Annotated in this window: 34 protein-coding genes and 2 pseudogenes; 19 read left to right on the forward strand and 17 right to left on the reverse strand. The window is 72.7% G+C overall.

What is annotated here, in order from left to right:
- Nucleotides 1-73 precede the first annotated feature (73 nt).
- The 5 genes from amiA to ACWD3O_RS18205 all read right to left on the reverse strand — a co-directional run bounded on the left by amiA (nt 74) and on the right by ACWD3O_RS18205 (nt 4,152).
- Nucleotides 74-187 carry a streptamidine family RiPP gene (amiA, locus tag ACWD3O_RS18185; protein WP_257231356.1) on the reverse strand — a complete coding sequence of 38 codons (114 nt, stop codon included), beginning with the start codon at nt 185-187 and terminating at the stop codon, nt 74-76.
- A gap of 75 nt (nt 188-262) precedes the next feature.
- Nucleotides 263-1,066, reverse strand: coding sequence for an ABC transporter ATP-binding protein (locus tag ACWD3O_RS18190; RefSeq protein WP_451412572.1), 804 nt, complete (start codon nt 1,064-1,066; stop codon nt 263-265).
- 19 nt (nt 1,067-1,085) lie between these two features.
- A complete protein-coding gene (locus tag ACWD3O_RS18195) occupies nt 1,086-2,093 on the reverse strand; it encodes a FecCD family ABC transporter permease (protein ID WP_451412571.1) in 1,008 nt (335 codons plus the stop codon).
- Nucleotides 2,090-3,061, reverse strand: coding sequence for a FecCD family ABC transporter permease (locus ACWD3O_RS18200; RefSeq protein ID WP_451412570.1), 972 nt, complete (start codon nt 3,059-3,061; stop codon nt 2,090-2,092). Before ACWD3O_RS18200 ends, ACWD3O_RS18195 begins: the two co-directional genes overlap by 4 nt.
- 113 nt (nt 3,062-3,174) lie before the next feature.
- Nucleotides 3,175-4,152, reverse strand: a complete 978-nt coding sequence (locus ACWD3O_RS18205) for an ABC transporter substrate-binding protein (RefSeq protein WP_451412569.1) — start codon at nt 4,150-4,152, stop codon at nt 3,175-3,177.
- Between the two features lie 86 nt (nt 4,153-4,238).
- Here ACWD3O_RS18205 and ACWD3O_RS18210 point away from each other — a divergent pair, with 86 nt between their 5' ends.
- Nucleotides 4,239-5,438, forward strand: a complete 1,200-nt coding sequence (locus tag ACWD3O_RS18210) for a hypothetical protein (protein WP_451412568.1) — start codon at nt 4,239-4,241, stop codon at nt 5,436-5,438.
- Between the two features lie 81 nt (nt 5,439-5,519).
- On the opposite strand, the gene ACWD3O_RS18215 is transcribed toward ACWD3O_RS18210, so the two are convergent.
- The gene (locus ACWD3O_RS18215) at nt 5,520-5,927 is read right to left on the reverse strand and encodes a (2Fe-2S) ferredoxin domain-containing protein (protein WP_451416537.1); all 408 of its coding nucleotides are present in this window, start codon (nt 5,925-5,927) and stop codon (nt 5,520-5,522) included.
- Nucleotides 5,924-7,906 carry a heavy metal translocating P-type ATPase gene (locus tag ACWD3O_RS18220; protein WP_451416538.1) on the reverse strand — a complete coding sequence of 661 codons (1,983 nt, stop codon included), beginning with the start codon at nt 7,904-7,906 and terminating at the stop codon, nt 5,924-5,926. Before ACWD3O_RS18220 ends, ACWD3O_RS18215 begins: the two co-directional genes overlap by 4 nt.
- A 141-nt stretch (nt 7,907-8,047) precedes the next feature.
- On the opposite strand from ACWD3O_RS18220, the gene ACWD3O_RS18225 reads away from it, so the two are divergent.
- The gene (locus tag ACWD3O_RS18225; protein ID WP_451412565.1) at nt 8,048-8,413 is read left to right on the forward strand and encodes an ArsR/SmtB family transcription factor; all 366 of its coding nucleotides are present in this window, start codon (nt 8,048-8,050) and stop codon (nt 8,411-8,413) included.
- A 63-nt stretch (nt 8,414-8,476) separates the two neighbouring features.
- On the opposite strand, the gene rpsR is transcribed toward ACWD3O_RS18225, so the two are convergent.
- The 4 genes from rpsR to rpmG are packed head-to-tail and all read right to left on the reverse strand — an operon-like array spanning nt 8,477 to nt 10,389.
- On the reverse strand, nt 8,477-8,713 hold the full coding sequence (gene rpsR, locus ACWD3O_RS18230; protein ID WP_451412564.1) for a 30S ribosomal protein S18: 237 nt from the start codon (nt 8,711-8,713) through the stop codon (nt 8,477-8,479).
- Nucleotides 8,714-8,772: 59 nt separating this feature from the next.
- Nucleotides 8,773-9,924, reverse strand: a complete 1,152-nt coding sequence (locus ACWD3O_RS18235) for a CobW family GTP-binding protein (RefSeq protein ID WP_451412563.1) — start codon at nt 9,922-9,924, stop codon at nt 8,773-8,775.
- Complete coding sequence (locus ACWD3O_RS18240; protein WP_451412562.1) at nt 9,924-10,178, reverse strand: type B 50S ribosomal protein L31; 255 nt, start codon at nt 10,176-10,178, stop codon at nt 9,924-9,926. The genes ACWD3O_RS18235 and ACWD3O_RS18240 overlap by 1 nt, the downstream gene beginning before the upstream one ends.
- Nucleotides 10,179-10,224: 46 nt before the next feature.
- Entirely contained in the window at nt 10,225-10,389 is a 165-nt protein-coding gene (gene rpmG, locus ACWD3O_RS18245) for a 50S ribosomal protein L33 (RefSeq protein WP_451412561.1), read from the reverse strand.
- 82 nt (nt 10,390-10,471) lie between these two features.
- On the opposite strand from rpmG, the gene rpmB reads away from it, so the two are divergent.
- The 4 genes and pseudogenes from rpmB to ACWD3O_RS18265 all read left to right on the forward strand — a co-directional run.
- Nucleotides 10,472-10,708, forward strand: a complete 237-nt coding sequence (gene rpmB / locus ACWD3O_RS18250; protein WP_451412560.1) for a 50S ribosomal protein L28 — start codon at nt 10,472-10,474, stop codon at nt 10,706-10,708.
- Nucleotides 10,708-11,013, forward strand: coding sequence for a 30S ribosomal protein S14 (gene rpsN / locus ACWD3O_RS18255; RefSeq protein ID WP_451412559.1), 306 nt, complete (start codon nt 10,708-10,710; stop codon nt 11,011-11,013). The genes rpmB and rpsN overlap by 1 nt, the downstream gene beginning before the upstream one ends.
- Nucleotides 11,014-11,165: 152 nt before the next feature.
- Nucleotides 11,166-11,336, forward strand: a complete 171-nt coding sequence (gene rpmF, locus ACWD3O_RS18260) for a 50S ribosomal protein L32 (RefSeq protein ID WP_451416539.1) — start codon at nt 11,166-11,168, stop codon at nt 11,334-11,336.
- A pseudogene (locus ACWD3O_RS18265) lies at nt 11,333-11,431 on the forward strand (GTP-binding protein); the annotation flags it as partial. The gene rpmF and the pseudogene ACWD3O_RS18265, both read left to right, overlap by 4 nt.
- A gap of 133 nt (nt 11,432-11,564) precedes the next feature.
- Here the strand turns inward: ACWD3O_RS18265 and ACWD3O_RS18270 are convergent.
- From ACWD3O_RS18270 to ACWD3O_RS18295, 6 genes and pseudogenes are all read right to left on the reverse strand, one after another.
- Nucleotides 11,565-11,864: a hypothetical protein gene (locus ACWD3O_RS18270; RefSeq protein ID WP_451412557.1), complete on the reverse strand. Its 300-nt coding sequence runs from the start codon at nt 11,862-11,864 to the stop codon at nt 11,565-11,567.
- 88 nt (nt 11,865-11,952) lie between these two features.
- Nucleotides 11,953-12,723 (reverse strand): class I SAM-dependent methyltransferase, encoded by a 771-nt coding sequence (locus ACWD3O_RS18275; protein ID WP_451416540.1) that lies wholly within the window; start codon nt 12,721-12,723, stop codon nt 11,953-11,955.
- Nucleotides 12,724-12,823: 100 nt separating this feature from the next.
- Complete coding sequence (locus ACWD3O_RS18280) at nt 12,824-14,062, reverse strand: aminotransferase class V-fold PLP-dependent enzyme (protein WP_451416541.1); 1,239 nt, start codon at nt 14,060-14,062, stop codon at nt 12,824-12,826.
- A 3-nt stretch (nt 14,063-14,065) separates the two neighbouring features.
- Nucleotides 14,066-15,394, reverse strand: a complete 1,329-nt coding sequence (locus ACWD3O_RS18285; protein WP_451416542.1) for a pyridoxal-phosphate dependent enzyme — start codon at nt 15,392-15,394, stop codon at nt 14,066-14,068.
- Between the two features lie 411 nt (nt 15,395-15,805).
- A complete protein-coding gene (locus ACWD3O_RS18290) occupies nt 15,806-17,347 on the reverse strand; it encodes a Y4yA family PLP-dependent enzyme (protein ID WP_451416600.1) in 1,542 nt (513 codons plus the stop codon).
- A 123-nt stretch (nt 17,348-17,470) separates the two neighbouring features.
- Nucleotides 17,471-17,707: pseudogene (locus ACWD3O_RS18295) on the reverse strand (helix-turn-helix domain-containing protein); the annotation flags it as partial.
- Between ACWD3O_RS18295 and ACWD3O_RS18300 the strand changes: the two are divergent.
- From ACWD3O_RS18300 to ACWD3O_RS18360, 13 genes are all read left to right on the forward strand, one after another.
- Entirely contained in the window at nt 17,618-18,073 is a 456-nt protein-coding gene (locus tag ACWD3O_RS18300) for a hypothetical protein (protein WP_451416601.1), read from the forward strand. The pseudogene ACWD3O_RS18295 and the gene ACWD3O_RS18300 sit on opposite strands and share 90 nt — an antisense overlap.
- 213 nt (nt 18,074-18,286) lie before the next feature.
- Nucleotides 18,287-18,958: a DUF4097 family beta strand repeat-containing protein gene (locus ACWD3O_RS18305; RefSeq protein ID WP_451416543.1), complete on the forward strand. Its 672-nt coding sequence runs from the start codon at nt 18,287-18,289 to the stop codon at nt 18,956-18,958.
- A gap of 74 nt (nt 18,959-19,032) precedes the next feature.
- Entirely contained in the window at nt 19,033-20,160 is a 1,128-nt protein-coding gene (locus ACWD3O_RS18310) for a serine hydrolase domain-containing protein (protein ID WP_451416544.1), read from the forward strand.
- 166 nt (nt 20,161-20,326) lie between these two features.
- The gene (locus tag ACWD3O_RS18315; RefSeq protein ID WP_451416545.1) at nt 20,327-21,568 is read left to right on the forward strand and encodes a serine hydrolase domain-containing protein; all 1,242 of its coding nucleotides are present in this window, start codon (nt 20,327-20,329) and stop codon (nt 21,566-21,568) included.
- Between the two features lie 117 nt (nt 21,569-21,685).
- Nucleotides 21,686-21,868 (forward strand): hypothetical protein, encoded by a 183-nt coding sequence (locus tag ACWD3O_RS18320; RefSeq protein WP_451416546.1) that lies wholly within the window; start codon nt 21,686-21,688, stop codon nt 21,866-21,868.
- 264 nt (nt 21,869-22,132) lie between these two features.
- Nucleotides 22,133-22,519, forward strand: a complete 387-nt coding sequence (locus ACWD3O_RS18325; RefSeq protein WP_451416547.1) for an MmcQ/YjbR family DNA-binding protein — start codon at nt 22,133-22,135, stop codon at nt 22,517-22,519.
- Nucleotides 22,516-22,920, forward strand: coding sequence for an MmcQ/YjbR family DNA-binding protein (locus ACWD3O_RS18330; RefSeq protein WP_451416548.1), 405 nt, complete (start codon nt 22,516-22,518; stop codon nt 22,918-22,920). The genes ACWD3O_RS18325 and ACWD3O_RS18330 overlap by 4 nt, the downstream gene beginning before the upstream one ends.
- Nucleotides 22,921-23,234: 314 nt before the next feature.
- Nucleotides 23,235-23,777 carry an NUDIX domain-containing protein gene (locus ACWD3O_RS18335; protein WP_451416549.1) on the forward strand — a complete coding sequence of 181 codons (543 nt, stop codon included), beginning with the start codon at nt 23,235-23,237 and terminating at the stop codon, nt 23,775-23,777.
- The gene (locus ACWD3O_RS18340) at nt 23,774-24,454 is read left to right on the forward strand and encodes a M15 family metallopeptidase (RefSeq protein WP_451416550.1); all 681 of its coding nucleotides are present in this window, start codon (nt 23,774-23,776) and stop codon (nt 24,452-24,454) included. The genes ACWD3O_RS18335 and ACWD3O_RS18340 overlap by 4 nt, the downstream gene beginning before the upstream one ends.
- A gap of 96 nt (nt 24,455-24,550) precedes the next feature.
- Nucleotides 24,551-25,357, forward strand: coding sequence for a class I SAM-dependent methyltransferase (locus tag ACWD3O_RS18345; protein ID WP_451416551.1), 807 nt, complete (start codon nt 24,551-24,553; stop codon nt 25,355-25,357).
- 46 nt (nt 25,358-25,403) lie between these two features.
- Nucleotides 25,404-25,766: a MazG-like family protein gene (locus ACWD3O_RS18350; RefSeq protein WP_451416552.1), complete on the forward strand. Its 363-nt coding sequence runs from the start codon at nt 25,404-25,406 to the stop codon at nt 25,764-25,766.
- Between the two features lie 5 nt (nt 25,767-25,771).
- Nucleotides 25,772-26,260, forward strand: a complete 489-nt coding sequence (locus ACWD3O_RS18355; protein ID WP_451416553.1) for an NUDIX domain-containing protein — start codon at nt 25,772-25,774, stop codon at nt 26,258-26,260.
- On the forward strand, nt 26,257-26,469 hold the full coding sequence (locus ACWD3O_RS18360) for a hypothetical protein (RefSeq protein WP_451416554.1): 213 nt from the start codon (nt 26,257-26,259) through the stop codon (nt 26,467-26,469). Before ACWD3O_RS18355 ends, ACWD3O_RS18360 begins: the two co-directional genes overlap by 4 nt.
- Nucleotides 26,470-26,502 lie beyond the last annotated feature (33 nt).

Below are 26,502 nucleotides of genomic sequence, written 5' to 3' on the forward strand. Positions count from 1 at the left end.
GGGTTGCGGGACGGGGCGTGGGCCCGCCCGGACGGAGCCGGACGGACCCACGGTCGAGGGGTGGGGCCCTCGGTTACTCCTCGGTGTCGTCGAAGGGGTTCTCGACGAGCGCGTTGGAGTGGGAGGCGGAGTCGTGGGCCAGCTGGCCCGGGTCCGCGATGGGGGCGAAGACCGACTCGTTGTCCATGAGTTCTCCTTCTGTTCCGGGGAGACGCGGCGTTCGGGTGAGCGCCGCGTCACGAACTCTAGATGAATATGATTTTCATATTCTAGAGGGCAGAGGGTGATCTGGGTAACACACCGGCCACCCCCCCTGCGGATCACGGCCCACCCGGCCGGCCACCCTCAACACGTCTGCCAGCAGGCCCGGGGTGACGACCTGTCGGGGCGGTCCGTCCGCCGCCACCCGGCCGTCCCGCAGGGCGACGATGCGCTCCGCGAAGCGGGCCGCGTGGGCGAGGTCGTGCAGCACCATCACCACGGTCAGGCCGCGCTCCTCGCGCAGCCGGACCACCGTCTGCAGCACGTCGAGCTGGTGGTGCAGGTCCAGGTAGGTGGTCGGCTCGTCGAGCAGCAGGACGCGGGTGTCCTGGGCGAGCGCCATCGCGAGCCGGACCCGCTGCCGCTCGCCCCCGGAGAGGGCGTCGACGTCGCGGTCGGCCCAGTCCTCCACCCCGACGTCCCGCAGCGCGCGGCGCACGACCGGGTCGTCGCCCTCGCGCAGCATGCCCAGCGGCCCGCGCGCCGCGTACCGTCCCTGACGGACCAGGTGACGCACGGTCATGCCGGGCACGGCGGGCGAGGACTGGTGCAGCAGGGCGGCCCGGCGGGCGGTGGCCCGCCGGGACAGCCGGGCGACGTCGTCGCCGCCGAGCAGCACGCGCCCCCGTTCCGGCCGCAGCAGACCGGCCGCCAGCCGCAGCAGGGTCGACTTCCCGCAGCCGTTGAGGCCGACCAGGGCGGTCAGCTCCCCCGGCGCGACGGTCAGATCGACGCCCCGCAGCACGGGGCGGGCCGGATAGCCGAAGTGGACCCCCTCGATGCGGATCCCCAGGGGCTCGGTCATTCTCTGTCCTCCGTCGGCATCAGAACGTACGGCTCGGCGCGCGGCGCACGACGGCCAGCAGCAGGGCGGCGCCGAGGCACGCGGTGAGCGCCCCGACCGGCAGGGTGAGCCGCCCGGAGTCCAGCGCGGCCGCCAGCAGCCGCGAGGACAGCTGCGCCGCCGCGTCGGCGCCGCACATGACCACCGCGCCGAGCAGGGCGGCCCCCGGCAGGCTCACCCGCAGGTCGGCGCCGAACACGGCCAGCGCCAGGTGCGGGACCAGCAGCCCCACGAACCCCAGCGCGCCCACGGCGGCGACGGCGCCCGCGGTCAGCGCCACCGCGCACAGCAGCGCCAGGGTGCGGGCCCGGCGGGCCGGAAGACCGGCGGCCAGGGCGATCTCGTCGCCGCAGCGCAGCAGGGTCAGCGGCCCCGCCAGCAGCCAGGCCGCGACGCCCCAGGCGAGGGCCCACGGCCAGAGCAGGTGCCAGTGCTGCCACACACGGCCTTCCGTGGTGCCGACCAGCCACTGCACCACGCTGCCGAGTTCGCCCGGCCGTACGAGGAGCACCATGGCGGTGAGCCCGCCGAGCACCGCCGACACCAGCACGCCGTGCACGGCCGTCCTCGCCGGGTCGCCGCCGCCGCGGCCGGCCAGCAGCCACAGCAGGGCGGCTCCGCAGCAGCCGCCCACGCAGGCGGCGACCACGACCGCCAGGGGTGAGTCCCAGCCGGCCACACCGAGGGCCGTCGCGGTCACCGCCCCGAGCACGGCGCCCGGGGTCACGCCGGTCACCTCCGGTCCCGCGAGCGGGTTGCGCAGCGCGGACTGGAGTACGAGCCCCGCGACGGCCAGGCACGCGCCCGACCCGAGCGCCACCAGCAGCCGGGGCAGGCGGAGCTGCAGGAGGATGTGCCGTTCCGTCGGGTCGCCGCCACCGCCCAGGACCTGCCAGACGGCGCCGGGGGACATCCCGCGTCCGGCGACCAGTTCGACGGCGGCCAGCACGAGGGCCAGCGCCGCGAGCGCCGTGAAACGCCGGCTCATCGCGTCTCCTTCCCGCCGGCCGGGGCACCGCTGCCGCTCCGGGAGCGGCCGTCGCCCGCGCGCATGAGGGCGACCCCGGCCGGGACGCCCAGAAGCGCCGTCCAGGCGCCCGCCGGTGTCTCCACCGGCGCCAGTGCGAGCCGGGCCGGAATGTCGGCGACGGTCACCACGACCGCGCCCCACGCGGCGGACCAGGGCAGCCACCGCACCGCGCCCGCGCCGGGAAGGAACCAGCGGGCCAGGTGCGGGGCGAGGAACCCCACCCACGCCACCGGCCCGCACGCGGCGGTCACGGGGGCGATGAGGACGACGGCCACGGCGAGCGCCACGAACCGCGCACGCCGGGCCCGCACCCCGAGGGCCTCCGCGTCCTCGTCGCCCAGCCGCATCACGGAGAGCACCGGGGCGCACAGGACCAGCGCGGGGACGGCGGCCGGCAGCCACGGCCACAGGCCGGCGACGTCGTCCCAGGTCCGGGCGGAGAGGGAGCCGAGCAGGTAGCGGTAGATCAGCTGCAGGTCGAGCTGGTCGGCCATCACCATCAGCACCAGCAGCGCGGCCTGCAGGGCGGCAGCGACCGCGGCTCCGGTGAGCAGCACGGCCGACGGGCTGCGGCCCAGCCCGGCGGCCAGCAGGGTGAGCCCGCCGCCGAGCGCGGCCCCGCCGACCGCCAGCAGCGGCTGGACCGCGAGCGGGATCGAGAGGGTCAGCACCAGGGGCGCGGCCACCCCGAGCGCGGCCCCGGAGGAGACGCCCAGCATCTCCGGCACCGCCAGAGGGTTGCGGAGCGCCTCCTGGAGCACCAGCCCCGCGGCGCCCAGGCAGGCCCCCGCGGCGAGCGCCAGCACCAGCCGGGGCAGGCGGAGTTCGGTGAGGACGATGCCGGCGAGCGTGGCCTCCCCCTCCAGGGCCGCGCCGACGAGCCGGTGCGGCGGGACGTAGGGGGTGCCCGCACTCAGGGCGCACACCGAGGCGGCGATCAGGAGGAGTGTCAGCAGGACCGGTTGGCGGTGCGTCCGCCACCGGGGCCGGGCGGGGCGCACCGGGCCGGCCGGGCCTGCCGCTGCGGGCCGGGCCGCGCTCACCGCAGCGCGGCCGTGGCCTCGTCGAGGACGATTCCCAGCGAGCGCGTGCCGCGCCCCTTCGCCCAGGCCTCCGGGTCCACCTCGTGGACGTCGCCGTTCCGGACCGCGGGGATCTTGCTCCAGAGAGGGTTCTTCGCCAGCTTCTCCGAGAGCTTGCCGTCCTGGTCCCCGAAGCTCATCGTCTCGACGAACAGCACGTCGACGCCCTGCGCGAGGATCTCCTCGAGGCTGTAACTGCCCTCGACGCCACGGGACTTCCACGGGTACTGGGCGATCTTCGGGAACAGGCTGGCGGCCACGTCACCCTCCGGGGTGGCGACGCCGAAGTTCTCGTCGCTGCCGTAGATGATCAGGGCCGTCCGGTCGCTGGGCGTCTTCTCGGCCTCGGCGAGCTTGGTCCGGAAGGCCCTCTCGGCCTTCTCGCCCTCCTCGGTGCGGCCGGTGAGCGCCGCGACGTCACGCAGGTAGCCCACGCTGTCCTGCCAGGTCTCGGGCTGCATCGCCCAGAAGGTGGTGGCGCCCTTCAGCGCGGGGGCCAGCTTGCCGTGGGTGTCTCCCAGCCCGATCACGAGGTCCGGCTTGTGGGACAGGACCGCCTCCACCTCGGGGGCTATGAACCCGCCGGGTATGACGTCGACCTCCTTGGCCTTGTCCTCGCCGAGGAAGCCGGGGTGGGCCAGCAGCGCACTGTTGGTGGCGACCGGCACGATGCCCAGCTCGGTCAGGATGTCGTCGCAGAGCGCGAACAGGCAGACGATCCGCTCCGGTCGCTTCTCCGGTGCGACCTTCGCGCCGTTGACGTCGGTCAACTCCGTCGCCGCCTTGATGGGTTCGACGGTCACCTCGGTCCTGGCGGCTGGTTCGCCCTTGCCCTCCGCGGGTTCACCCGACGGCGAACCGCAGCCGGCCAGCACGGCGGCGGCCGTCACCGAGGCGAACCATGTACGGACGGATTTCGACGGTGCTCGGAGCATCGACGCCCTCACTTTCTTCTCCGGGGTCCCGAACACGCTGAACATACATGATAATCGTTTTCATTGTCGTTCCCTTGGAGGTCTCCGTGCCCGCACCCCCCGCCGTGCTCCTCGTCTCCGACCATGTCGACGGCTGTGTCCACGTGGTGACCGTTCCGGACGGCGAGGTCGTCGCCCGCCTGACGGGGCGCCACCTGTCGGAGCACGCCGGTTTCCTGGCCCTGCCGGGCGGACGGACGGCCTGTGTCGACGACCGCCGGGGCGAACTGCTCGTGCTGGCCCCGTTCGGCGACCGGCTCGTGGAGGCCGCGGTCCCGGTCGCCGTGCCGGCCGAACACCTCGCCGGCGAACCGGCCGGCCGCCGACTGGCCGTCACCACCGGACTCGGCAGGAACACCGAGCCGTGGTCGGACCTGCTCACGGTCGTGGACCTCGCCACCGGTGAGGCGGCCCGGGTCCGCATACGCACCGGTGAACCCGGCGTGACCCTGACGGGTGGGCAGGAACCGCTGGTCGTGCTGCGCCATCGGGAACCGGGGGCGCTGGCCGTCCACCGCTTCACGGACCTCCTGGCCGCGCCTCCCGGCTGTCCGCCGCAGCCGCCCGACGCGCTGCTCCCCCTGCCGGACGACGGACACGGCGACGCCTACGAGCCCGCCTCGGGCCGGGTGTTCGCGGCCACCGGCGAGGGAGTGCACCGGGCCCGCCGGGAAGGCGGCGGCCTGACCGCCGAGCCGGTGATCCCCTGGGAACACCCGGCCCGCGGCTGGTACCTGCGGCTGGACACGCGCGGTCCCGCCCTGTGGAGCACCCTGCGGGGCGGCCCCACGGACCCGCTGCGCTGGCCGGAGTGGACCAACCACGCCTGGCGCCACGACCTGGCCACGGGCCGCACGTCGCTGACCGTCCTCGGACCCGGCCTGGTCTTCCGGCTCGCGTTCGCCCGGCACCACACCGCGTTCACCCGCATCCACCCGGACGGCGACGAACTGGTCCTCCTGGGCCTCGACGGGGCCGTCCGTCGCGTGCCGCTTCCCGCCATGGACGGCGCCCCGGGCCGCGCTGCCACCCCGTGGGAGGGCGTGGAGCGGCGGGCGGTGGCCGCCTCACCCGGGGCCGACTGGGTCGCCGTCACCCGAGGCGGCCACGGCGAGGTGCACATCGTCGACGCCACCTCGGGCCGGGAGGTGACCCGCCTGCGGCTGAGCACCCCGCTGCGTCACGGCGGGCACGCGACACTGCGCACGCCCGCCGACGGCGCCGAAGGCGACCCCGTGGGCCGGTGACGCCTCCAGGCGCGGGCCGTCGCGCCGCGGGCATGCGGTGCTGGGGGCCCTCGGCGCCGGGAGCGTTCCGCGCCGGGGCGCTCAGTCCTCCACCGCGCGCCTCACCCGCCGGGACGGGGCGAACGCGTACAACTCCAGGACCGGTGGCGCCTCGGCGATGCCGGGGCCCCCGTCCGTGACCCACGCGGCGATGTCGGCCGTCGCGTCGGGGTCGTTGACCAGGCCGAGCCAGACGGGACGGCCGCCGGCCTCCCGGCCGGCCGAGGAGGGCTGCACGACGACGACGTTCGCGTGCTCGCAGGCATCCAGGCAGTTCACCACCCGCACCTGGGCGACCGGGCCCAGCGCGGCCTTCAGGCCGGCGAGCTGCGCGGCGTGGTCGACGCCGGGGATCTTGGGCGTACCGCAGCAGCATCCCCGGCAGACGGTGACCGTGCACCGGGGGGCGGCGGGTGCCGCGGCCCTGGCGGGCGTCTTGCGGCGGCTCACGCGGCGGCTCCCTTCCAGGCCGACTCGCGCAGCAGGCGCAGCCCGTTGAGTGCGACGATGACGGTGGAGCCCTCGTGGCCCGCGACGCCCAGCGGCAGCGGCAGGTGGCCCACGAGGTCCCAGACCACCAGGCCGGTGATGAAGATCCCGGCGATGACCAGGTTCTGCACGACGAGCCTGCGGGCCTTGCGGGAGAGGGAGATCACGGCGGGCACGGTGGCCAGTTCGTCGCGGACGATCACCGCGTCGGCGGTCTCCAGGGCGAGGTCGGAGCCCGCCCGGCCCATCGCGATGCCGATGTGCGCCGCCGCGAGTGCCGGAGCGTCGTTGACTCCGTCGCCGACGACCAGGACCTTGCGGCCGGTGTCCTCCAACTCCCGGACGGCTTCCACCTTGTGCTGGGGCAGCAGTCCGGCCCTGAGGTCTTCGATGCCCACCTCGGCGGCGAGGCGCGCGGCCGCCCGGGGGTTGTCGCCGGTCAGCAGCACGGGCGCGTGCCCGGTGAGGGAGGTGAGCGCGGCGACGGTGCCGGCGGCGTCGGGGCGCAGCCGGTCCGCGACGCCGAGCACCCCTGCGGGCGTGCCGTCCACGGTGACCAGCACGGCGGTCCACCCGCCCTCCTCCAGCTCTCCGGCCAGGGCGGACGCCGCCCGGGCGGCCTCGCTGTCCGGCACGCCCTCCAGCAGCCGGGCCGGCGCGCCGACCGCGACCACGCGCCCCTCGACGGTCGCGGTCACGCCGACACCGGGTGTGGAGTCGAAGTCCTGCGCCGCCGCCGGGCCGAGTTGGCGCTCGCGGGCAGCGTCCACCACGGCCCGCGCCAACGGGTGCTCGCTCGGGTGCTCCGCCGCGGCTGCCAGCGCCAGCAGTTCGTCCTCGCCGAGTCCGGACCCGGTCAGCGGCCGGACGGCGGTGACGCGCGGAGTGCCCTCGGTGAGGGTTCCGGTCTTGTCGAGCGCCACCGCGTCGACCTGGCCGAGCCGCTCCATGACCACGGCCGACTTCACCAGCACCCCGTGGCGTCCGGCGTTGGCGATGGCCGACAGCAGGGGCGGCATGGTCGCCAGGACCACCGCGCAGGGCGAGGCGACGATCATGAAGGTCATGGCCCGCAGGAGCGAGTCACCGACGTCCGCGCCGAAGGCCAGGGGCACCAGGAAGACCGCGAGGGTCGCCACCACCATGCCCACGGAGTAACGCTGTTCGACCTTCTCGATGAACAGCTGGGTGGGCGCCTTGGTCTCGGACGCCTCCTCCACCATGCGCACGATCCGGGCGATCACCGTGTCGGAGGGGTCGCGCTCGACGCGCACGCGCAGGACGCCGGTGCCGTTGAGCGTGCCGGCGAAGACCTCGTCCCCCTTGGCCTTGCCGACGGGCAGGGGCTCGCCGGTGATGGTGGCCTGGTCGATGTCGCTCGCCCCGTCGAGGACACGTCCGTCGGCTCCGACGCGTTCCCCGGGCCGGACGAGAACGGTGTCGCCGACCGACAGCTCCTCGGCGGCGACGGTCTCCTCGCCGCCCTCGGCGTCGACCCGCGTCGCCGTCGCGGGTGCGAGGTCCAGCAGCCCTCGCACGGAGTCGGCGGTCCTCGCCGTGGCCAGCGCCTCCAGCGCCCCCGACGTGGCGAAGATGACGATCAGCAAGGCCCCGTCCATGACCTGGCCGATCGCCGCGGCCCCGAGGGCGGCGACGACCATCAGCAGATCGACGTCGAGGGTCTTCTCGCGCAGGGCCCGGAGACCTTCCAGGCCGGGCTCCCAGCCGCCGGTCGCATAGGTCAGCGCGTAGAGCGGGCCCCAGGTCCACGCCGGGGCGCCGGTCAGGTGCAGCGGCAGCGCGAGCAGGAAGAAGGCGGTGGCCGCCGCGGCCCAGCGCGCCTCGGGCAGGGCGAGAACACGGGTGCGCCGCCGGGGCGCACCGCCGTCGCGCCGACGGGCGGCCCGGTCCGCCGGGGCGGGAGCGAGGGTGGCGGTCATCGCAGTGGGGACCCTTCACGAGGACAGGACGGAACAGCGGCCCCTCCTCAGGGGGCGCCGCGCCTCCCACCATACAGGATCACATGAACACCTATTCATGCGTTCATGGGTTTCCTCCACCGGTCCTCATAGGATGGGGACATGGGCCACGGAGCTGAGATCAGTACCCCCGCCACCGCACGCGAGCGCCTCGAAGCCGTGGGCGCCGCCGACGTGGCCGCCGCCCTCCAGGCCTTGGCGACCCCGTCCCGGCTGCGGATCCTGGCCCGCCTCCAGGAGGGCCCGTGCGCCGCGACGGAGCTCGCGGACGCCGTCGGCATGGAGCAGTCCGCCTGCTCCCACCAGTTGCGGCTGCTGCGCAATCTCGACCTGGTCACCGCCGAGCGCCGGGGCCGCTCGGTCATCTACGCCCTCTACGACAACCATGTCGCCGAACTCCTCGAGCAGGCCCTGCACCACGTGGAGCACCTGCGCCTGGGTCTGCGGGACGCACCGGCCGAGCCCTGAGGCCGACGGCCCCTGCGCCGACGGCCCCCGCGCTCGGTACGGCGGTGCGGGCAGGAAGCCTCCTCACCTGCCGGCGTAGGGCAGCAGGGCCATCTCCCGCGCGTTCTTGACCGCCGCGGCGATCCGCCGCTGCTGCTGGGCGGTGACCCGGGTGACGCGGCGGCTGCGGATCTTGCCCCGGTCGGAGATGAACTTCCGCAGCAGGTCGGTGTCCTTGTAGTCGACGTAGGTGATCCCCGCCGCGTCGAGGGGGTTGGGTCGGGCCTTGAGGGGCTTGCGGGGGTCGTGGCGTCGTGTCATCGGGATTCGTTCCTCTCGTAGGTCTCTCATAGGTCTCTCGTAGGTGGGTGTCGCGGTGGTCAGGCGGCGTCGAGGAGGGCGTCGAAGGCGCGGGGCAGGTGCTTCCACGCCTCGCGGCCGGCCGCGTACTCGGCGTCGGTGAGCAGGCAGGACTCCAGGAGCCGCTCGAGGTTGCCCCGGTCGAGACCGGGCGAGGTGAAGACCAGGTGCTGGCAGCGGTCGCCGTGCTCGGCGTGCCAGTCCAGGGCGGCGGCCGCCCGGCGCACGGGCGGCACCATCTCCCAGGCGGCCTCCGGCAGCGCGGCGAGCCACGGGCCGGCGCTCTCGACGCACAGGGCGCCACCCGCGCAGTCCCAGGCGAGCAGGGTGTCGGGGCGGTCGGCGAGCCAGAACCGGCCGCGGCTGCGGGCGGCGGCGCAGCACAGGTCCTCGAGCGCCTGGTAGAGGCGTTCGGGGTGGAAGGGCCGGTCGCGGTGCCAGACGAAGGTGGCCACCCCGGCCTCGTCGGCTTCCTGCGGGAGCAGGGCGCAGGCCGGGTGCTGGGCGGCCGCCGCGGCGTCGACGTCGAAGCCCGCGAAGGCCAGTCGGGCGAGTGCGCCGGATCCGGCCGGGACCTGGCGGGCGGTGGGGTGGAGCTGGGCGAGCAGGGCGCGGTCCTCGTCGTCGGCCTCGTCGCTGTCGACGACGGCGAGGACCGGGGCGTATTCCAGCTGCCGGGCCCAGGTGTCGCCGACGGTGCGCCGGTCGGTCGCGGCGGCGGCGAGGCCCGCCTCGGCGAGGTCGTCGCCGTTGCCGAGGCAGGGCAGGACGAGCGCGGGGTCGACCGCCGTGATCACGTTGGCGAGTTCCAGGGCGCCGGCGCCGTGCGCGGCGATGACTTCGGCCATCGCCTTCGGCTCGACCGAGTCCCACAGCTCGACGACGGCGAGCCGGGTCAGGCCGCCGTCCGCGAGCCGCTCCAGTTCGGGGACCAGGTCCTCTCGCAGCGCGCAGCAGGCGCAGTCGTTGACCAGCGGGCTGTCACCTCGGGACAGCTCACCCGAGGCGTCCCGCACCAGGCGAAGCACGGTGCCGTCGGCCGCCGTGGACAGGTCGTGGTGGAGCGCGACGCTGCCGGGCACGGCGCGCAGCAGACCGTCCACGGTCTCCTTGCGCGCGGCGGAGTGCAGCCCGCCGACGAGCACGACGGGCAGCGGGGTCTGCCCTGCCATCACTTCTCCCCCATCCGGCCGTACCGGCGCTCGAACCGCTCGACGCGTCCGGCGGTGTCGAGGACGCGCGCCGTGCCCGTGTAGAAGGGGTGGCTCACGTTCGAGATCTCGACGTCGACGACCGGGTAGGTGTTGCCGTCCTCCCACTCGATGGTCTTGTCGCTGGTCATGGTGGAGCGGGTGAGAAAGGCGTGGTTCGCCGCCCGGTCGCGGAAGACGACGGGGCCGTAGGCGGGGTGGATTCCAGGCTTCATGGGATGTCCTTCGAGGTCTGACGGGTGGGGCGGAGGCGGGGCCGGGTCAGCGTTCTTCGCGGAAGTCGACGTGCTTGCGGGCGATCGGGTCGTACTTGCGCAACACCATGCGGTCCGGGTCGTTCCGGCGGTTCTTGCGGGTGACGTAGGTGAAGCCGGTGCCGGCGGTGGAGCGGAGCTTGACGACGGGGCGGAGTTCGTTGCGTGCCATGACCGGTACTATATGGGAACGGTTTTCATTTTCGAAACCAGCTCCACCACCGCACCCCGACCACGAAGAGGCAGGTATCCCCTTGTCCGCCCACTGCCAACTCACCGGCGCCAAGCCGGGCTTCGGCAACAAGATCTCCCACTCGCACCGGCGCACCTCGCGCCGTTTCGACCCGAACATCCAGCGCAAGCGCTACTGGCTCGCGAGCGAGGGCCGGTACGTCCGGCTGACGCTGAGCGCCAAGGCGATCAAGACCGTCGACAGCATCGGCGTCGAGGCCGCGGTGGCGCGCATCCGCGCCCGGGGAGGGAAGGCCTGATGGCGAAGAAGAGCAAGATCGCGCAGAACGAGAAGCGCAGGGCGACCGTCGAGCGGTACGCCGCCCGGCGCGCCGAACTCAAGGAGATCGCCCGCCGTCCCTGCACCTCGGACGCCGAACGCTCCGCCGCCTGGGCCGAGTTGCGCCGTCAGCCGCGCGACGCGAGCGCCACCCGGGTCCGCAACCGCGACAGTGTGGACGGCCGGCCCCGGGGCCACCTGCGCAAGTTCGGTCTCTCCCGCGTCCGGCTGCGCGAGCAGGCGCACGCCGGGTTCCTCCCGGGGGTCACCAAGTCGTCCTGGTGACCGCCGAGTCACCTCGGGAGGCGCCCGGTCGCGACTCGGCGGAGCCGCGGCCGGGCGCCTCCCGCCGGTCCGTCAACACTTTGTTAATGATTCCCATTTTCATGTAGCGTCCGGGACGTACCGAAGCACCCCCATCGAGGAGGTCAGCCCCCATGGCTGTTCCCAAGCGGAAGATGTCCCGCTCCAACACCCGCCATCGCCGCGCGCAGTGGAAGGCGGTCACGCCGCAGCTCGTCCCCGTCACCGTGGACGGCGTCCCTCACCTGGTCCCGCAGCGCCTGGCCAAGGCGTACGAGCGCGGCCTGCTGCGTCCCGACGACTGACCAACGGGTGCGTCTGCTGCACCCTCCGCGAAGATCTCCTGGTGGAGGTGGACCGGCCGGCCCGCGAGGCCCGGTTCGACCACCTGCTCATCGAATAAGACTCCGGGCCGGACGGTGGTCGCAGCCACGGCACCGTCCGGCCCGGTCCGCCCTCGGTCCTCGGCCCTCGGTCCTCGACGCGCCTGAGGGCGTTCCGTCCCTGCCCCGGGCAACCGGTGAGCCGGTCGGTCAGTGGTCGTCCCAGTGGCCGTCGTGCTCTGCGTGGCGGTGGCCGTCGTGGATGTAGTCCATGTGGTCGCGGTGCGGGACGGCGACATGACCGCAGCCGGGACGGTGCTGGTGCTGGTGATCCTGATGGGTGGCGTGTTCGCCGGCCTCGCATTCGTCGGCGTGGCCCTCGTGCACCCGGTGGAGATGGCCGTCGTGGGCGTAGTCGACGTGGTCGGCGTGCGGCACGGCCACGTGCCCGCAGCCGGGGCCGTGGGAGTGCTGGTGGTCCGTGTGGGGTGCGTGGGTGGCGGTCGCCATGACGCTCTCCTCTCTCCCCCGCCACCTCCAGTGTCGACCGGGCCGCTTCCGGGCCGCCACCCGGAAACGGGCGAACACTGCTCCGAGGTCACCTCCTGCGGGCGACCAGGACACCGCTGTCCCCGTACTGCCAGACCAGGCCGGCTTCGCAGAACCCGGCCTTCCGCAGGAGTTCCACGTGGCGGGACACGCCGAGGCCGTCGCCCGTGGTGTCGGCCCCTTCGAGCGCCGCGTACCGGGACTCCCGCCGTTCGAGCAGGTCGGTGAACTCCTGCTCCCGGGCGGCGGCCGCCCACCAGGCCTCCCAGTCCTCACGGCCGTCGCTCCGGGACCGCCGCGCGAACCGGTGGCCGAGGTGCGCGGTCAGTCGCGCTCGCCACGGGTCCTCGGCGGGGAAGTGGTCCCCGTTGACCAGGGCCCCGTCCGCGCCGAGCCGGCGGGCGAGCTCGCCGTAGACCTCCGCGAGGACCGGTTCGGGCAGGTAGTGGAGGGCGGTGGTGGAGACCGCGGCGTCCACCGGGCGCTCCAGCCCGAGCGCGTCCGCCCAGTCCTCCGCGCCCATCACGGCATCGACGTAGCGGGCCGCGTCGGGCCGGTGGGTCCGGCCCAGCTCGAGCAGGAAGGGATCCATGTCCACGGCGACGATCTCGGCGTGCGGCAGGCGTGCGGCGAGCCTGGCGGACAGGGATCCCGGCCCGCAGCCCAGGTCGAGCAGCAGCGGCCTCTCCCGTTCGCCGACCAGGTGCTCGACCACGTCGGCGATCACCGTGAACCGCGTCTCACGGTCGAGCGCGTAGTGCTCCTGCTGCAGCTCCCAGCGCTCCACCCACCGCTGTGCTGTCGACATGCTCACGCCCATGGAACCGGACAACCTTTCCGCCGCGCCGCGTGCGGGCCCTTCGGCGACTGCGGGCCAATCTACTACTGGAAACGGTTCCCATTTCGCAGGAGGCGATGTGTCAGGCGAGTTCCACAAGAACGGTCAGCAGGCGATCGATTTCCTCGACCGTGTTGTACACATGCACGCTGACCCGGACCGATCCTGCCTCGTCCGGTTGCCCGGCCTGGCAGAGGGCGTCGGCGCGCACCATGAATCCGTGGCTGTCCAGGATGAACCCGAGGTCGTCGGAGGGGATGTCGCGGTGGCGGAAGGTCACGATGCCGTGGCGTCGCTGCACGGCCGGCCCGGCGGCCAGACTGGCCTGGCAGCCGAGGATGTCGTAGGACGGACAGTGCCGCAGCTCGTCCGTCAGACGGGCCGCGAGGGCGGTGGTCCACCGGTCGATCCGGTCGGTGCCGGCGGCGTCGAGCCAGCGCAGTGCGGCGTCGAGGGAGACGATGCCGGCCGTGTTGGGGGTGCCCTGCCAGCCACCGGGGCGGAAGGCCGGACCACGGGTGTCGCGTGACCAGACGACTCCGGTGCCGGGCAGCGCCAGCGCCTTGTGGCCGGAGAACACGACGAAGTCGACGTCCAGGCGCTCCACGGAGACCGGCAGGTGCCCGGCACTCTGGGCGGCGTCCAGGCAGATCGGCACGTCGGGGCCGACGGCCTCCCGGATCCGGTGCACGTTCATGTCGCCGCCGTGGACGTGGTGGACGTGGGTGGCCGCGACGAAACGGGTCCGCGGCCCGACCAGCCCGGGGAACGCCCGGTGGTCGTAGTCGCCCGACCCCGCCTGGTACGGCAGCTCCCGCACCCGGACGTGCACGCCCCGGTCGGCGAGGAGCCGCTGGACCTCCAGCCACGGCTCGTGGTTCGCCCGGTGGTCGGCGCCCGGGACGAGGATCTCGTCGCCGTCGGCGAGCCGGTCCGCGAGCCAGTCGCGGGCGACGGTCCTGAGCCCTTCGGTGGTGCCGCCGGTGAAGCGGACGCCCGAGCGGGGACGGTCGGCGCCGGCCTCCGGGTCGCCCAGGAAGGACCGGACCCGGTCCCTCGCGCGCTCCACCAGCTCGGTCGTGCGGTTCGCCCAGAGGTAGGAACCGCGGGCGGCGTTGGCGTTGGAGGTGGTCAGGTAGGCGTGGACGGCGTCGAGGACGGCCTGCGGCTTCTGGGCTGTGGCGGCGCTGTCCAGGTAGGCGAGGTCCGGGTTGCCGGTGATGATGGGGAACTGCTCGCGCAGCTCGCGCTGCCAGGACTCGAGGTCCTTCAGCTCGCGTTCCGGGTCGTAGGGCGGGCCCGTCATGGCCGGGTTCGTCATGGTTCAGTCCCGGACCAGGGGCGCGCCGGAGTCCCGCCAGGCGACGACGCCACCGGCCAGGCTGTGCACGTCGGGGTGGCCCATGCGGGTCAGCAGGGCGGCGTAGCGGGCCGACCGTTCGCCGACGGGACAGGCCAGCAGGACGGGGCGGCTGCGCGCGAACGGGAGGCCGCCGCGGACGAGTTCGGCGAAGAGCTCGTCGGGGATGTTGAGGGATCCCTCGATGTGCAGGGCCGCGTACGCGCGGGGCCCGCGCAGGTCGACCACCAGGGGCGGCGGAGTGCTCGTGGAGAGCCGGTGGCGGGCCTCCTGGACCGTGACCTCCTTCGCGAGACGGGCGGCCTCGTCGCCGGTGAGGCTCTCCACCGAGTTCTTCCTCGGGGGCCGTCCGAGGAGTTCGGGGCGGCGCTGCCGGACGTAGCTCAGGTAGCTCTCGGCCCGGTCGCAGACGATGAACACCGCGGTACGCCGCTCCGTCAGCTCCCCGTCGAGCGCCCGCAGGTGACGGACGGCACCGTGGTAGGCGGCACCGCCGGTCGGGCCGGAGAGCAGGCCGCAGCGGCGGATCAGGGTGAGCATCCCGTCGATGGCCTCGTCGGAGGTCACGGGTTCGATGGTGTCGTAGGTCGCCGGGTCGAAGAGACCGACCTGGTGCACCTCGTCGAGGGTGCGGATGCCCGGGATGAAGTCCGACTTGTCGGCGACGAGGCCCACCACCCGCACCGCCGGGTCGTGCTCGCGCAGCGCCCGTGCCACCCCGGTCGAGGAGCCGGCGGTGCCCACGCAGGCGATGAACCAGTCGGGTACCCGGCCGTCGAGGTCCTTCACGATCTCCGGCCCGGTGCCCACCGCGTGGGCCTCGGTGTTGCGCGGGTTGAAGTACTGGTCGGTGTGCAGGTAGGCCCCGCCCTCCTCGGCCAGCGTCTGGTGGAAGCGGGTCAGGGGGTCCTCGGTGTCGGTCGGGTCCAGGCATTCGCTCCGTCCCGGCAGTTCCTCGATCTCGGCCCCCAGCAGCAGGAGGAGTTCCTTGATCTCGGGGACCCTCATCCGGTTGGTGACGCTCTTGAACGGCAGGCCGTGCATGCCGGCGAGCAGCGCCAGCGCCTTCGCGGTGTTCCCGCTGGACAGTTCCACCACGGTCGCCTCGCGTCCGGCCGCCGTGGCCAGGCCGTCGCGGGCCATGTTCCACGCGGCCCGGTCCTTGACCGACCCGAACGGATTGAGCATCTCCAGCTTGGCGTACAGGTCGATGTGACGCAGGCCGTGGACGGCCGGGTCGATGCGCACCAGCGGCGTGTTGCCGATGACCTCGACGATGCTGTCGTACCTCATGACACTCCCCTCCCGACGGACCGACCGGCTACTGGCGCCCGCGCCCCACCACCGCCCGAAGTCCCCGTCCTGGGCCCGCCGCAGCCGCGCGGGCGGCGGGGCGCCTCCGCGCCCGACGAGCGGGACCGCTCCCCGCCGTAGCCCTCCATCACGAGGAACATCCGTTCGCGATGCATCCTTTCCATCCGCTCCCGCGTCTAAGCCCGTGGGCCCGTGGGCCCGTGGGCCCGTGGGCCCGTGGGCCCGTGGGCCCGTGGGCCCGTGGGCCCGTGGGCACACCGGCGCGGCCAAGGCATGCCCGCGTCGTCCGGCCCGGCGCCCCACTCGAACAGCAACCCCTGACCCTTGCGGTGCGGGAACCACGGTGCGGACGCACGAGGTCCTGATGAGCCCGGCGCCGAAGAGGGCGGGTTACGGCCCGGTGTCCGGCCCAGGTCGGGAACCGGGGGGCGGAGGACCCGGGGTCGCCTCCTCCACGAGACCGACCGGCCAGTAGTCCTCGTCCGGGCACCAGTGCCAGGAGCCGCCCCGCCGCTCGACCGCGACCGTCCGCGCGAGGGGGTGCCGCTGCGCGTGATGGGCCCGGAAGTCCATGGCATATCCGGCGGTGTTGACGAAGGCCAGCAGGTCCCCCGCCCGTGGCAGCCGGGGCAGGAAGACCAGGCGGCGGGTGAGCAGATCGCCTTCCAGGCACAGATTGCCGGTGAGGTACACACCGACCGGTTCCTCGTCGCCCGCCGCCGCTTCGCCGCGTGGCAGCAGGACGGGATCCACCAGGACCCCGTGCTCCTCCAGGCTCATGTCGCCCGCGTTCATGGCGAGGTGCACCAGGTGGTGACCGGATTCCGGGTCCGCCGGACGCACGTCCAGCACCCGGGCCAGCGACAGTCCGCACTGGTCGACCAGGGCGCGCCCGGGTTCTATGTGCAGGTCGTGGAGGTGCTCCAGCAGCAGGGTGGCGGGCGGGCGCCCCAGCACGGGCGCGGGGCGCGAGAGCAGTTCGTCGAGGTAGCCGGGGCCGGCGGTGGGACGGTGGGCGGGGTAGAGCGCGGCGGAACCCCGCACCGTGCCGCCCTCGTTGCGCAGTCCGTAGCCGTGACCACGCCAGGTCAACGGCGGGCGGACCCCGAGCACCGCCTCGCTCAGCGCCGTCGTCCAGCGCTCCCACTCCCGCGCCTCGGCGACATAGCCGACCCCGAACCCGCCCCCGATGTCGACGGCGCGCGGCGTCAGTCCCCGGTCCCGGCACTCCTCGAGGAAGAGCACGCACTGCTCCAGTGCCCGTGCCTTCTCCTCCACGGCGGTGGTGTCGAGGTGGTAGGCGGCACCGACGAACTCCACGGCGTCCGCGTCGCGTTCGAGGCCCGACAGCAGGAGGTGCGCGTCCCGCACCGCAGTACCGAAGCGGCTGCGCCGGGAGAGCAGCCGGGTGCCCGCTCCTCCGTGGTCGGCGGCCGGCTCGAAGCCGGAGAGGCGCACCAGCACGGCGACCCGGGCGAGACCGTGCCGGCGCACCAGGGCGGACAACCGTGCCAGCTCTCCGGGCGAGTCCAGGTTCACCGTCGCTCCCACCCGCGCCGCCAGCCAGAGGAACGCGGTGTCCTTGGGGCCGGTCGCCATGATGCGGTCCCCGGTGAAGCCGCACCCGAGGGCGTGCCGGAGCTCCTCCACGGAGGCGACGTCGATGCCCACGGCAGCCGGATCCTCGGCCGCCAGCCTCCGCACCAGGGCGCTGGACCGGTTCGCCTTGTGGGCGAAGTGGACGCGGCCGGTGAGGTGGTGGCGGCGGTAGACGGCGCGGAAGCGGGCGGCGTTCTCCGCCACGGTCTCGGGGAGCAGCACGTTGAGCGGGGACCCGAGCGCGTCGACGAGGGAGCCCAGGAACTGCCGGTCCGCCAGCAGCGAGGCGAGCGGCGGGTCCACCTTGGGTCTCAGGTACAAGGGCTCATCCACGTCGGACCCCTCCCCGGGTAGCCGGCCGTCGTCACGACGATCGTTCGGGGGTAGTCGTTTCCACGTGCGCGCGCCCCTAAGCCTTCTGCCCCGGGTGGCATGGGCTAGGGCAGTCTGCGCCCGACGGCGACGCCGGCCCAGCGGGGTCAGCCGGACACTGCGTCGGCTGGAACGGTCGAACAGGGCGCCGCCGATGCGCCGTTCCTGCTGCTTGATCGCCTGGCTCACCCGCGCCTGGCTCACATGGAGCCGTGCGGCGGTGCGCCCGAAGTGCAGTTCCTCGGCGAGTGTCAGAAAGATCTCGAGGCCCTGCGGGCCGCCGTCGGCTGGGACCTTCTGAAGGACGGCCTGCGCGTCCACCACAGGGCCGAGGACGAGGCCCTCTGGCCGGCCCTGCGGGGCAACGTGGCCGGAAGGCCCTGTGACCTCGCCGACTCCGTCGTCACGGGCCTGACCGGACACCTTGCCCATGAGGAGGAGGCAGCGCTTCCTCTCGTCCAGGAGGTCGTGACGCCGGAGCAATGGGCCCGCTTCGGCCAGGTCCACGCCGCGAGGATCGGCCCCGGCGCCCCTCGGCTCCTGCCGTGGCTCCTGGACGGCGCCGAGAAGCTGACGGCCACGAAGATGCTGGCTCTCTTGCCGGCACCGGCCCGTCGGACGTACGAGCACCAGTGGCTGCTCGCCTACGCGGAGCTCGACCCATGGGGCGCCGTGCGGGGCGAGTGAGTGCGGTACGGGGCGTGGTGCCCGTCTCAGCGTTCACTCGCCACACATTGCAACGACGCGACAAGTAACGTTGCGTTAACTCGACGGCTGTTGCAACGAAATGGCGCACTTAACCTGTATAGACGCCAACTGATTGCAATGAATTGATTGCCTAAAACATGAACGCAATGTAGCTTTCACTCATCCCGAAACAACAAGCCCAAGGAGAGCGTGATGCAGAGGTTCGACACCCCAACGCCGGTGACCGCCGTCCTCGACGTCCCCGCCGGCCGCATCCACCTGATCGCCGCCGACCGGGCCGACACCACGGTCGAGGTCCTGCCCGCGAACGCCTCGAAGAGCCGCGACGTGAAGGCCGCGGAGCAGACCGAGGTCGTGCACGGCGACGGCGTGCTGCGGATCAAGGCCCCGGAGGGGAGGAACCTGGCCCTCGGCCCTTCCGGATCCATCGAGGTGACGGTCCAACTGCCCGCCGGCTCACGCATCGAGGCGAAGGTGGCCGCCGCCGGACTCCGGGGCGTGGGACGGCTCGGAGAGGTCACCTTCGAGGGTGCACAGGCCGCGGTCGAGCTCGACGAGACCGGAAGCGCCCGCCTGACCGTCCTCGACGGCGACGTCTCGGTCGGCCGCCTGGGCGGCCCCGGCGAGATCAGCACGCGAAAGGGCGACCTCCGTATCACCGAGGCGGTGAGTGGCACGGTCACGCTGCGCACCGAGCGCGGCGACATCACGGTCGGCGCCGCCCCCGGAGTCTCCGCCTCCCTGGACGCCGACACCACCTACGGCCGGATCAACAACGCGCTCAGGAACACCGACGGCGCCGACGCCGCCCTGCACATCCATGCGACCACGTCCTACGGCGACATCACCGCCCGCAGCCTCTGAGACGGGTGCGCACCCAGGGGGCGATCCCATCCGTCCAGTCGAATGTCGTGACAGTTCCGAAGGAGCACACCACCATGTCCATCATTCACGCCGACCAGGACCGTCCCGAGCTGCGGAAGGCCATCGAGGAGATGGTCGAGTCCGGCTTCGTCGGGGTGGCGATGCGCGTGCACGACGAGCAGGGCGAGTGGGTCGGCACCGCAGGGGTGCGCGAGCTGGGCGGGACCGCGAAGCCGCCGGCCAACGGGCACGTCCGGATAGGCAGCAACACCAAGACCTTCACCGCGACCGTGGTGCTGCAACTGGTGGCCGAGGACGCGATCGGCCTGGACGCCCCGGTGGCCGGCCATCTGCCCGAGCTCGGCCTCGACCCGAAGATCACGGTGCGGATGCTGCTGCAGCACACCAGTGGGATCTTCAACTCCACGGGCGACTACGACGACGACGGGACGTTCGTGCCGGGGATCCCCGCCACGCCCGCGGGCCAGGAGTGGGTGGACAACCGGTTCAAGACCTACCGGCCGGAGGAGCTGGTACGGCTGGCGTTGTCCAAGCCGGCGCGGTTCGAGCCGGGGGCGGACTGGAGTTACTCCAACACCAACTACGTCCTGGCCAGACTGCTGATCGAGAAGGTCACCGAACGCTCGCTCGCCGAGGAGATGCGGCGACTGATCCTGGAACCCCTCGGCCTGTCGGACACCGTGGTGCCGGACGCCGGGCCGGAGATCCCCGCGCCGCACGCCCACGCCTACTACCGGTACGAGGAGAACGGCCAGGAGAAGACGGTCGACGTCACCCGGCAGAACCCCTCCTGGATCTCCACCGGCGGAGACATGATCTCGACCACCCAGGACCTCCACACGTTCATCTCCGCGCTGACGGGCGGCAAGCTCCTGCCCGCCCCGCTGCTGGCCGAGATGTGCACACCCCATCCCAAGGCCGGCTACGGACTGGGCGTGTTCGTCCAGGACACGGGCGACGGCGGCACCGTCATCACCCACAACGGCGGCATGGCCGGCCACGCGGCGCTCATGTACAGCACGCCCGACGGCGGCAAGACCCTGACCGCCGCACTGAACTACGTCGACGACGCCACGCTCTCCATGGCAGCCGCCTTCCAGACGGCGACGCAGAGACTCGTCGCAGGTGTGTTCGGCGGCAGGCACCCCGGGCCGGCCGACACGGCCAAGTCGACCCGGTAGGCGGAACCGAGCCGGTGTGGACGCCCGGGTCCACCGACCGGGCGCGGCGGCGGGGCGACACCGCAGCACCACCGCGGCCCGACGCAACTACGCCATGGACGCGCCGGGCTCACAACTCCTGACTCCCCCAGGGTATTTGTCCGTTCAATCGAAGGAGTACACGACCATGTCCCTCGCCTTCGCCGACCACGGCAACGGCTTTTCCAAGACGGGGCTGCGACGAGTGCGTGACGTGCTCGCGCGGCATGTCGAGTCCGGGAGGATCCCTGGGCTCGTGGCGCTGTTCAGCCGGGGCGAGGAGACGCACGTCGAATCGCTCGGCACGATGCGCCATGACGGCGGCGCGCCGATGAGCCGCGACACGATCTTCCGCATGGCCTCGACCTCCAAGCCGGTCACGGTCGCGGCGGCCATGGTCCTGCTCGACGAGTGCAGGCTGCGGCTGGACGACCTGGTGCAGGAGTGGCTGCCCGAACTCGCCGACCGGCAGGTGCTGAAGCGGTTCGACGGCCCCCTGGACGACACGGTGCCCGCGCGGCGGCCGATCACCGTGCGGGACGTGCTGACCTCCACGTTCGGGCTCGGTATGGATATGACGTCGCTGGGCACTCCGATCATGAACGCGGTCTTCGAGCAGGGCCTGACGCCCAATCTGCCCGAACCGATGCCCGAGCCGGACGAGTGGCTGCGTCGCCTGGGCGAACTTCCGTTGATGCACCAGCCTGGGGAACGCTGGCAGTACCACATCGCCAGCGATCTTCTGGGTGTGCTCGTCGCCCGGGTCTCGGGCCAGTCGTTCGAGACGTTCCTGCGCGAGCGCGTCTTCGGCCCCCTGGGGATGAAGGACACCGGTTTCCACGTGCCGGCCGACCAGATCGACCGGCTGCCGCCGCTGTACGCCCCCGACCCGCAGACCGGGGAGTTCCACGTGTGGGACGAGGCCGAAGGAGGGCGCCAGAGCCGGCCTCCGGCGTTCCAGGGGGGCGGCGGCGGACTGAACTCCACCGCCGACGACTACCACGCCTACTTCCGGATGCTGCTCAACGGCGGGATGCACGGGCGCGAACGGATCCTGTCCCGGGCCGCTGTCGAGCTGATGACCACCAACCGCCTCACGGCCGAACAGCAGGCCGCGCGACGGAGACTGGCCACCGACAACGTCCACATCTCCTTCGGGCAGGGTCAGCACGGCGGCTGGGGGTTCGGCATGGCCGTCCGCACCTACCGCGGTGACTACGCGCCCATCGGCCAGTTCGGCTGGGACGGCGGAAGCGGCACCTCGACCTACGCCGACCCCGAGAACCGGGTCACCGGGATCCTGCTCACCCAGGTCGGGACATCCGTCCCGGACCCGGCGCGGGTCTTCCACGACTTCTGGACCACGCTCTACCAGTCGATCGACGACTGACGCCGCCCCGGCGTCAGGATCCGGTCACCGCGCCCAGGAAGCGGACGTGCGGGCGGTCGTCGGGGGCCGGCGGCGCCCACCATGCCTCCCCGGAGGACGACGAACTGGTCGCCGTCCATGGCCGCCAGGTTCAGCTCGTACCGGGCGACGACGCCGGTGCCCGGTGACGGGGAGTTCGGCGACGAGGCTCAGCAGCGCGCGCGGCGCCTGGGCCTGGTCCCGGGCGACCTGCACCCGCAGGCGTTCCCACCTCGCGGCGTCGGACGGACTGGTCTCCCCTTCAGCGCCGTGTCCACGTGAGCATCGCAGCGAGGTGCGGTGCGGGTTCCAGGGCCAGTCCTCGCGCTGAGAGGAGATGCCCTCCACGGTGCTCACCCCCATCCCAGAGGGGCCGGCTGAGGGTGGGAAACCGTGCAAGGGGACTCCGGTCGGCCCGGCGTGTCGAGCCCGGATGTCGCTTGTCGACCATCATGTGTCCGCCGGACACTGTCCGTTCTGGGCGGTTTCCGGGCCAGGATGGAAAGTGCAGCGCAGCCCGCACCACCCCGAGGAGGACGACGTCCCATGACTCTGCACGAGACCGCCGCCGACTGTGCGCAGGAGCTTCCCGGAGCCGAGCTGGATCATCCCTTCGGGGAGGACTGGGAGGTCTACAAGGTGCGCGGCAAGGTGTTCATGCTGATGACCGAGGTCCCCGGGCGGCCCGTCGTGATCCTCAAGTCGGAGCCCGGCGATGCCCTGGCCCTGCGGGAAGACAACAGCCATATCACCCCCGGTTACCACATGAACAAGAAGCACTGGATCACGCTGGAGGACGGGGAGGGCATCGACAAGAAGCTGGTCCGGGAGCTCGTCACCGAGTCCTACCGGCTCGTCGTCGCCCACCTGCCCAAGGCCGAGCAGCCCGTCGACCCGCACACCTACGCCGGCGGCACCCGGACGTCCCGGTGAGCGCGGCCGGCGACCGGCTCCAGGACACCGCCCGCAAGGCGGCTCTCGCCCTGCCCGACGTCAGCCATTCACGCCCCTTCACCCCTCAGCTCGACGTGTTCACGGTCGCGGGCAAGGTGTTCCTCATCGTCACCGACGACCCGGACGAGCAGATCATCACCGTCAAGTGCGACCCCGAACACGCCCGCGCCCACGTGCACGCGCACGCCTCGATCACACCGGGCCGCTACCTCGACAAACGCCACTGGATCACGCTCGGGCCGGGAGCCGGCATCACCGAACGGTTGATCACCGACATGGTCGAGGACTCCTACGACCTGGTCGTGGCGCGACTGCCACGCCGCGATCGCCCCCACCCCCGCCCCCCGCTGAGCATCCCGAGCGTGCCCACCAGCGGCTGAGTCGACACCTGAGAGCGCCCCGTACGCTCGCCGCCCACCGAGAGACCGATGGAGTCGCGATGCCGCCCGGCAGGCCCGCCTGCCCATGGTGCGGACGAGCGTGTCCGAGGGCGGCGCGGTCGCCCGACCCGGTGCGGCGTTTTGGCCACCCGTGACGTCGCGGCGATTCCCGCGCCACAAGGGTCCGTGCATCCCACACCTTCACCGAACGGCTCTGCACCAGGGTGCACCGTTCGTCCGAAAGACGTGTGTTCGAGATTCGGTTCCGTGTCGTTGGACCAGGCATACCGCTCTCTCACTCCCGGAGGGGCCCGTTGACACCGACCGGAACAACTGCCGACCCGGCCGCCCGCAGGCCGGAGACCACCGCCACCGTGGACACGCCGTCGCACCCCGAGCCCTCGGTGCCGGGCAGCGTCCACCTCCACAGGACCGTCGAGGCTTACCTCAGCCACCACCCGGGCGAGCAGGAGGCCCTCGGTGCACTGCTCGCCACACCCGTACAGCCCGACGACGCCACCGGCCGCACGGCTCTGCCAGGCCACGTGAACTGCGGCGCGACCGTCCTCGACCACGATCTCCGCGTCCTGCACATCGCCCACCGCGACACCGGAGCGCTGCTCGTACCGGGCGGTCAGGTCGAGGCCGGCGACCTCACCCTGCTGGCGGCGGCGCTGCGTAGAGTGACGGAGGCGACCGGCATCCCGGCGTCCGCGCCGACTCTCACACCGCAGTCTCTCAAGACCAGGCAGGCACTGACGCCTCCCCAGGATTCCTCCCGCCCGCACGCGCTTGCCGAGGCCCGCCGCACCGGGCGCGCCGACCACTTCGGAAACCAGGAGTGGGCGGCTTCATGAGCATCGACATCGTGCTGATGTCCGACCCGCGCGTGGCCACGATGCCCGTCCATGAGTGCGGGGAGCCCTTGGTCGATGTCCGCGGCCGGGGCGGGATCCAGGTCGACGGGCGTCGCGCGGATGCCGCCGGGGCGCATGCGCACGTGCGGCAGGGCGTACTCGACCGGCTGCTGCAGGGCCAGTCCATGCTGCCGGACGGCATGCACCTCTTGGTGGTCGAGGGCTACCGTCCGCCGGTGCTGCAACAGCGGTACTTCGACACGTACGCCACCTGGCTGGCCCAGCAGCACCCGGACTGGGCGGCGACACGGATCCGGGAGGCGGCCTCCCGCTTTGTCTCGCCGCCGGAGATCGCCCCGCACAGCGCCGGCGCCGCAGTCGACCTCACGCTCCTCGACGAGCACGGCGCCGAGGTGAACATGGGCACCCCGGTGAACGCGAACCCGGAAGAGAGCGACAACGCCTGCTACACCGAGGCGGCGAACATCGCCCCGGCCGCACGCGCGATGCGCGACCTCCTGGCGACCGTCCTGAACGAGTCCGGACTGCGCAACTACCCGACCGAGTGGTGGCACTGGAGCTACGGCGACCGCTACTGGGCCCTGCGGACCGGGCAGCACGCAGCCCTGTACGGCCCCATCGACCTACCGCGACCCAGCCACCCCTCCCCTGCGTGAACGAGAAACGCTGGGTGGGATTTCTCCGAGCCGAATGGTCCGCGCCGGCTCGATGCCCTCGGAGCGCTCGCAACGCCCGGCGCGCATGTCCGGATCGTGGTCCTTGACCAGGGCGAGATCCTGCAGGAAGGCGTCCACTCCGCACTCTCGCAGCAGCCCGGCCCCGGAGGCACCAGCATGACGCAGCCCATGACCACGCCCCACCACGAACCCATGTCGGATGTCGAGCAGCGCAACATGGCCCGGTGGACCGCCTACGGCGCCCACCACCTGGCGGCCCGGACGGAGATCCCCGACCCCGGGCGTGTGTACTGGGGCTACTGGCAGGAGGTCGGCCCGGGCGAGGAGATCCTCGGGGAGCTGGCCGGCCGCCGGGTGCTGGACCTGTGCTCCGGCATGGGCCGATTCGCCGCCCACCTCGCCGGTGCGGGCGCGCGGGTGGACGCGGTGGAAGGCGCCCGCCCGCAGCACGAGCGCGCCATCGCCCGCTTCGGAGACCGGCCGGGGCTGCGGCTGATCCACGCGGACGCCGTCGACCACCTGCGGGCGGCGGAACCGTACGACGTCGTCCTCTCCGCCCACGGCATCTCCTACCTCGACCCGCACCGCCTCCTGCCCGCGTTGTCGCGGGCGCTCCGGCCGGGTGGGCGTCTCGTCTTCTCCGTCCTGCACACCGATTCCACCGGCGACGGTCCGTCCGACACCGTCGCGGCACGGCCCGAGGTTCTGCACCTGAAGGGGGTCGGGCCCGTCACCGTCGAGATGTGGGTGCTCACTCCCTTGCTCTGGGAGTCCCTCGTCGCCGACCACGGACTGGTCGTCGACCAGGTCGACCTCCTCACCTCCCCCACGGAGGGCGACCCGGTCACCTGCACCCTTCTGCGCGCCCACCGCCCCGGTTGACCCCCGCCCTGCCCACCGACACCAGCTCTCGAGGAGATCGATCGCGATGGACCATTCCGTCTGGCAGACCATCGAGGCGTTCGCACGCCATCTCAACGACCACGACGGCCGGCTCGGCCTCGACCGGCGGGAACAGTGGACGCTCCAGGTCCTGAAGCTCGCCGAGGAGACCGGCGAGGCTGCCCAGGCCGTCATCGGCGCCCGCGGCACCAACCCGCGCAAGAAGCACCTGCCCGCCGACTGGAACGACGTCCACGCCGAGGTCGCCGACGTCGTCATCACCAGCCTGGTCGCACTCCAGCGGATGCGCCCCGACGACGCGGCCGCCTACCTCCGCGGGCAGCTCGCGCTGAAAGCTGAGGCATTCCTTCCGGCGCCCGCCGGCTCCGCCCAGCCCCGGGCGGTGTGAGAGCGATGCCCTGGCTTCCGCCCGAGCAGTTCATCGCGACCCTGCCCAAAGCCACGGTCTACGCCTGCTTCTACGTCACCGACCAAGACGATCGCCCGGTGCAACTCCGCTCGGCCGAGCGGCCGGACCGGTGGCAGTGGCCGGGCGGCGTCATGGATCCCGGCGAGACCCCCTGGCAGTGTGCCCGGCGGGAGGCCCTCGAGGAGACCGGCCTTCACCTGGGAACCGAGCCCCGCCTCCTCGCGGTGCACTTCCTGCCGCCCGTGGATTCCTGGCCCCTCCACAAGATCGGCTTCGTTTTCGACGGCGGCCGCCTCACCCCGTCACAGATCGACGGCATCGTCCTCGACCCCAAGGAGCACACCGAGGTCGCCGTGCACTCCCTCGACACGTGGCGGGGGATCCTGGCGCCCGTCAGGTTCCAACGCCTCGACGCCGTCCACCAGGCGCGCCTCACCAGCACCGCCTGCTACCTCGACGAGGGGAAGGGATGACCGTGACGACCACCGCCGTCATCCGCGCGGGCGACGCGGCAACCACCGTGACCAGCTCCTCACGTCTCGTCACCGACTGGGCGGCCCGCTACTTCACCCCCTGGTGGATCACGGGCCCCGCCCGAACGGACCACCCAGCCCCCTCCCCCGGGCTACCTCACGTCCGGGCCGAGGTCGACCGGGTGCGGTGGAAGGAGATCGAGCGATAGCTCCGCTCCTCTCCGGCCATCGAAGTCGCCTAC

The organism is Streptomyces sp. NPDC002640, from assembly GCF_053592575.1.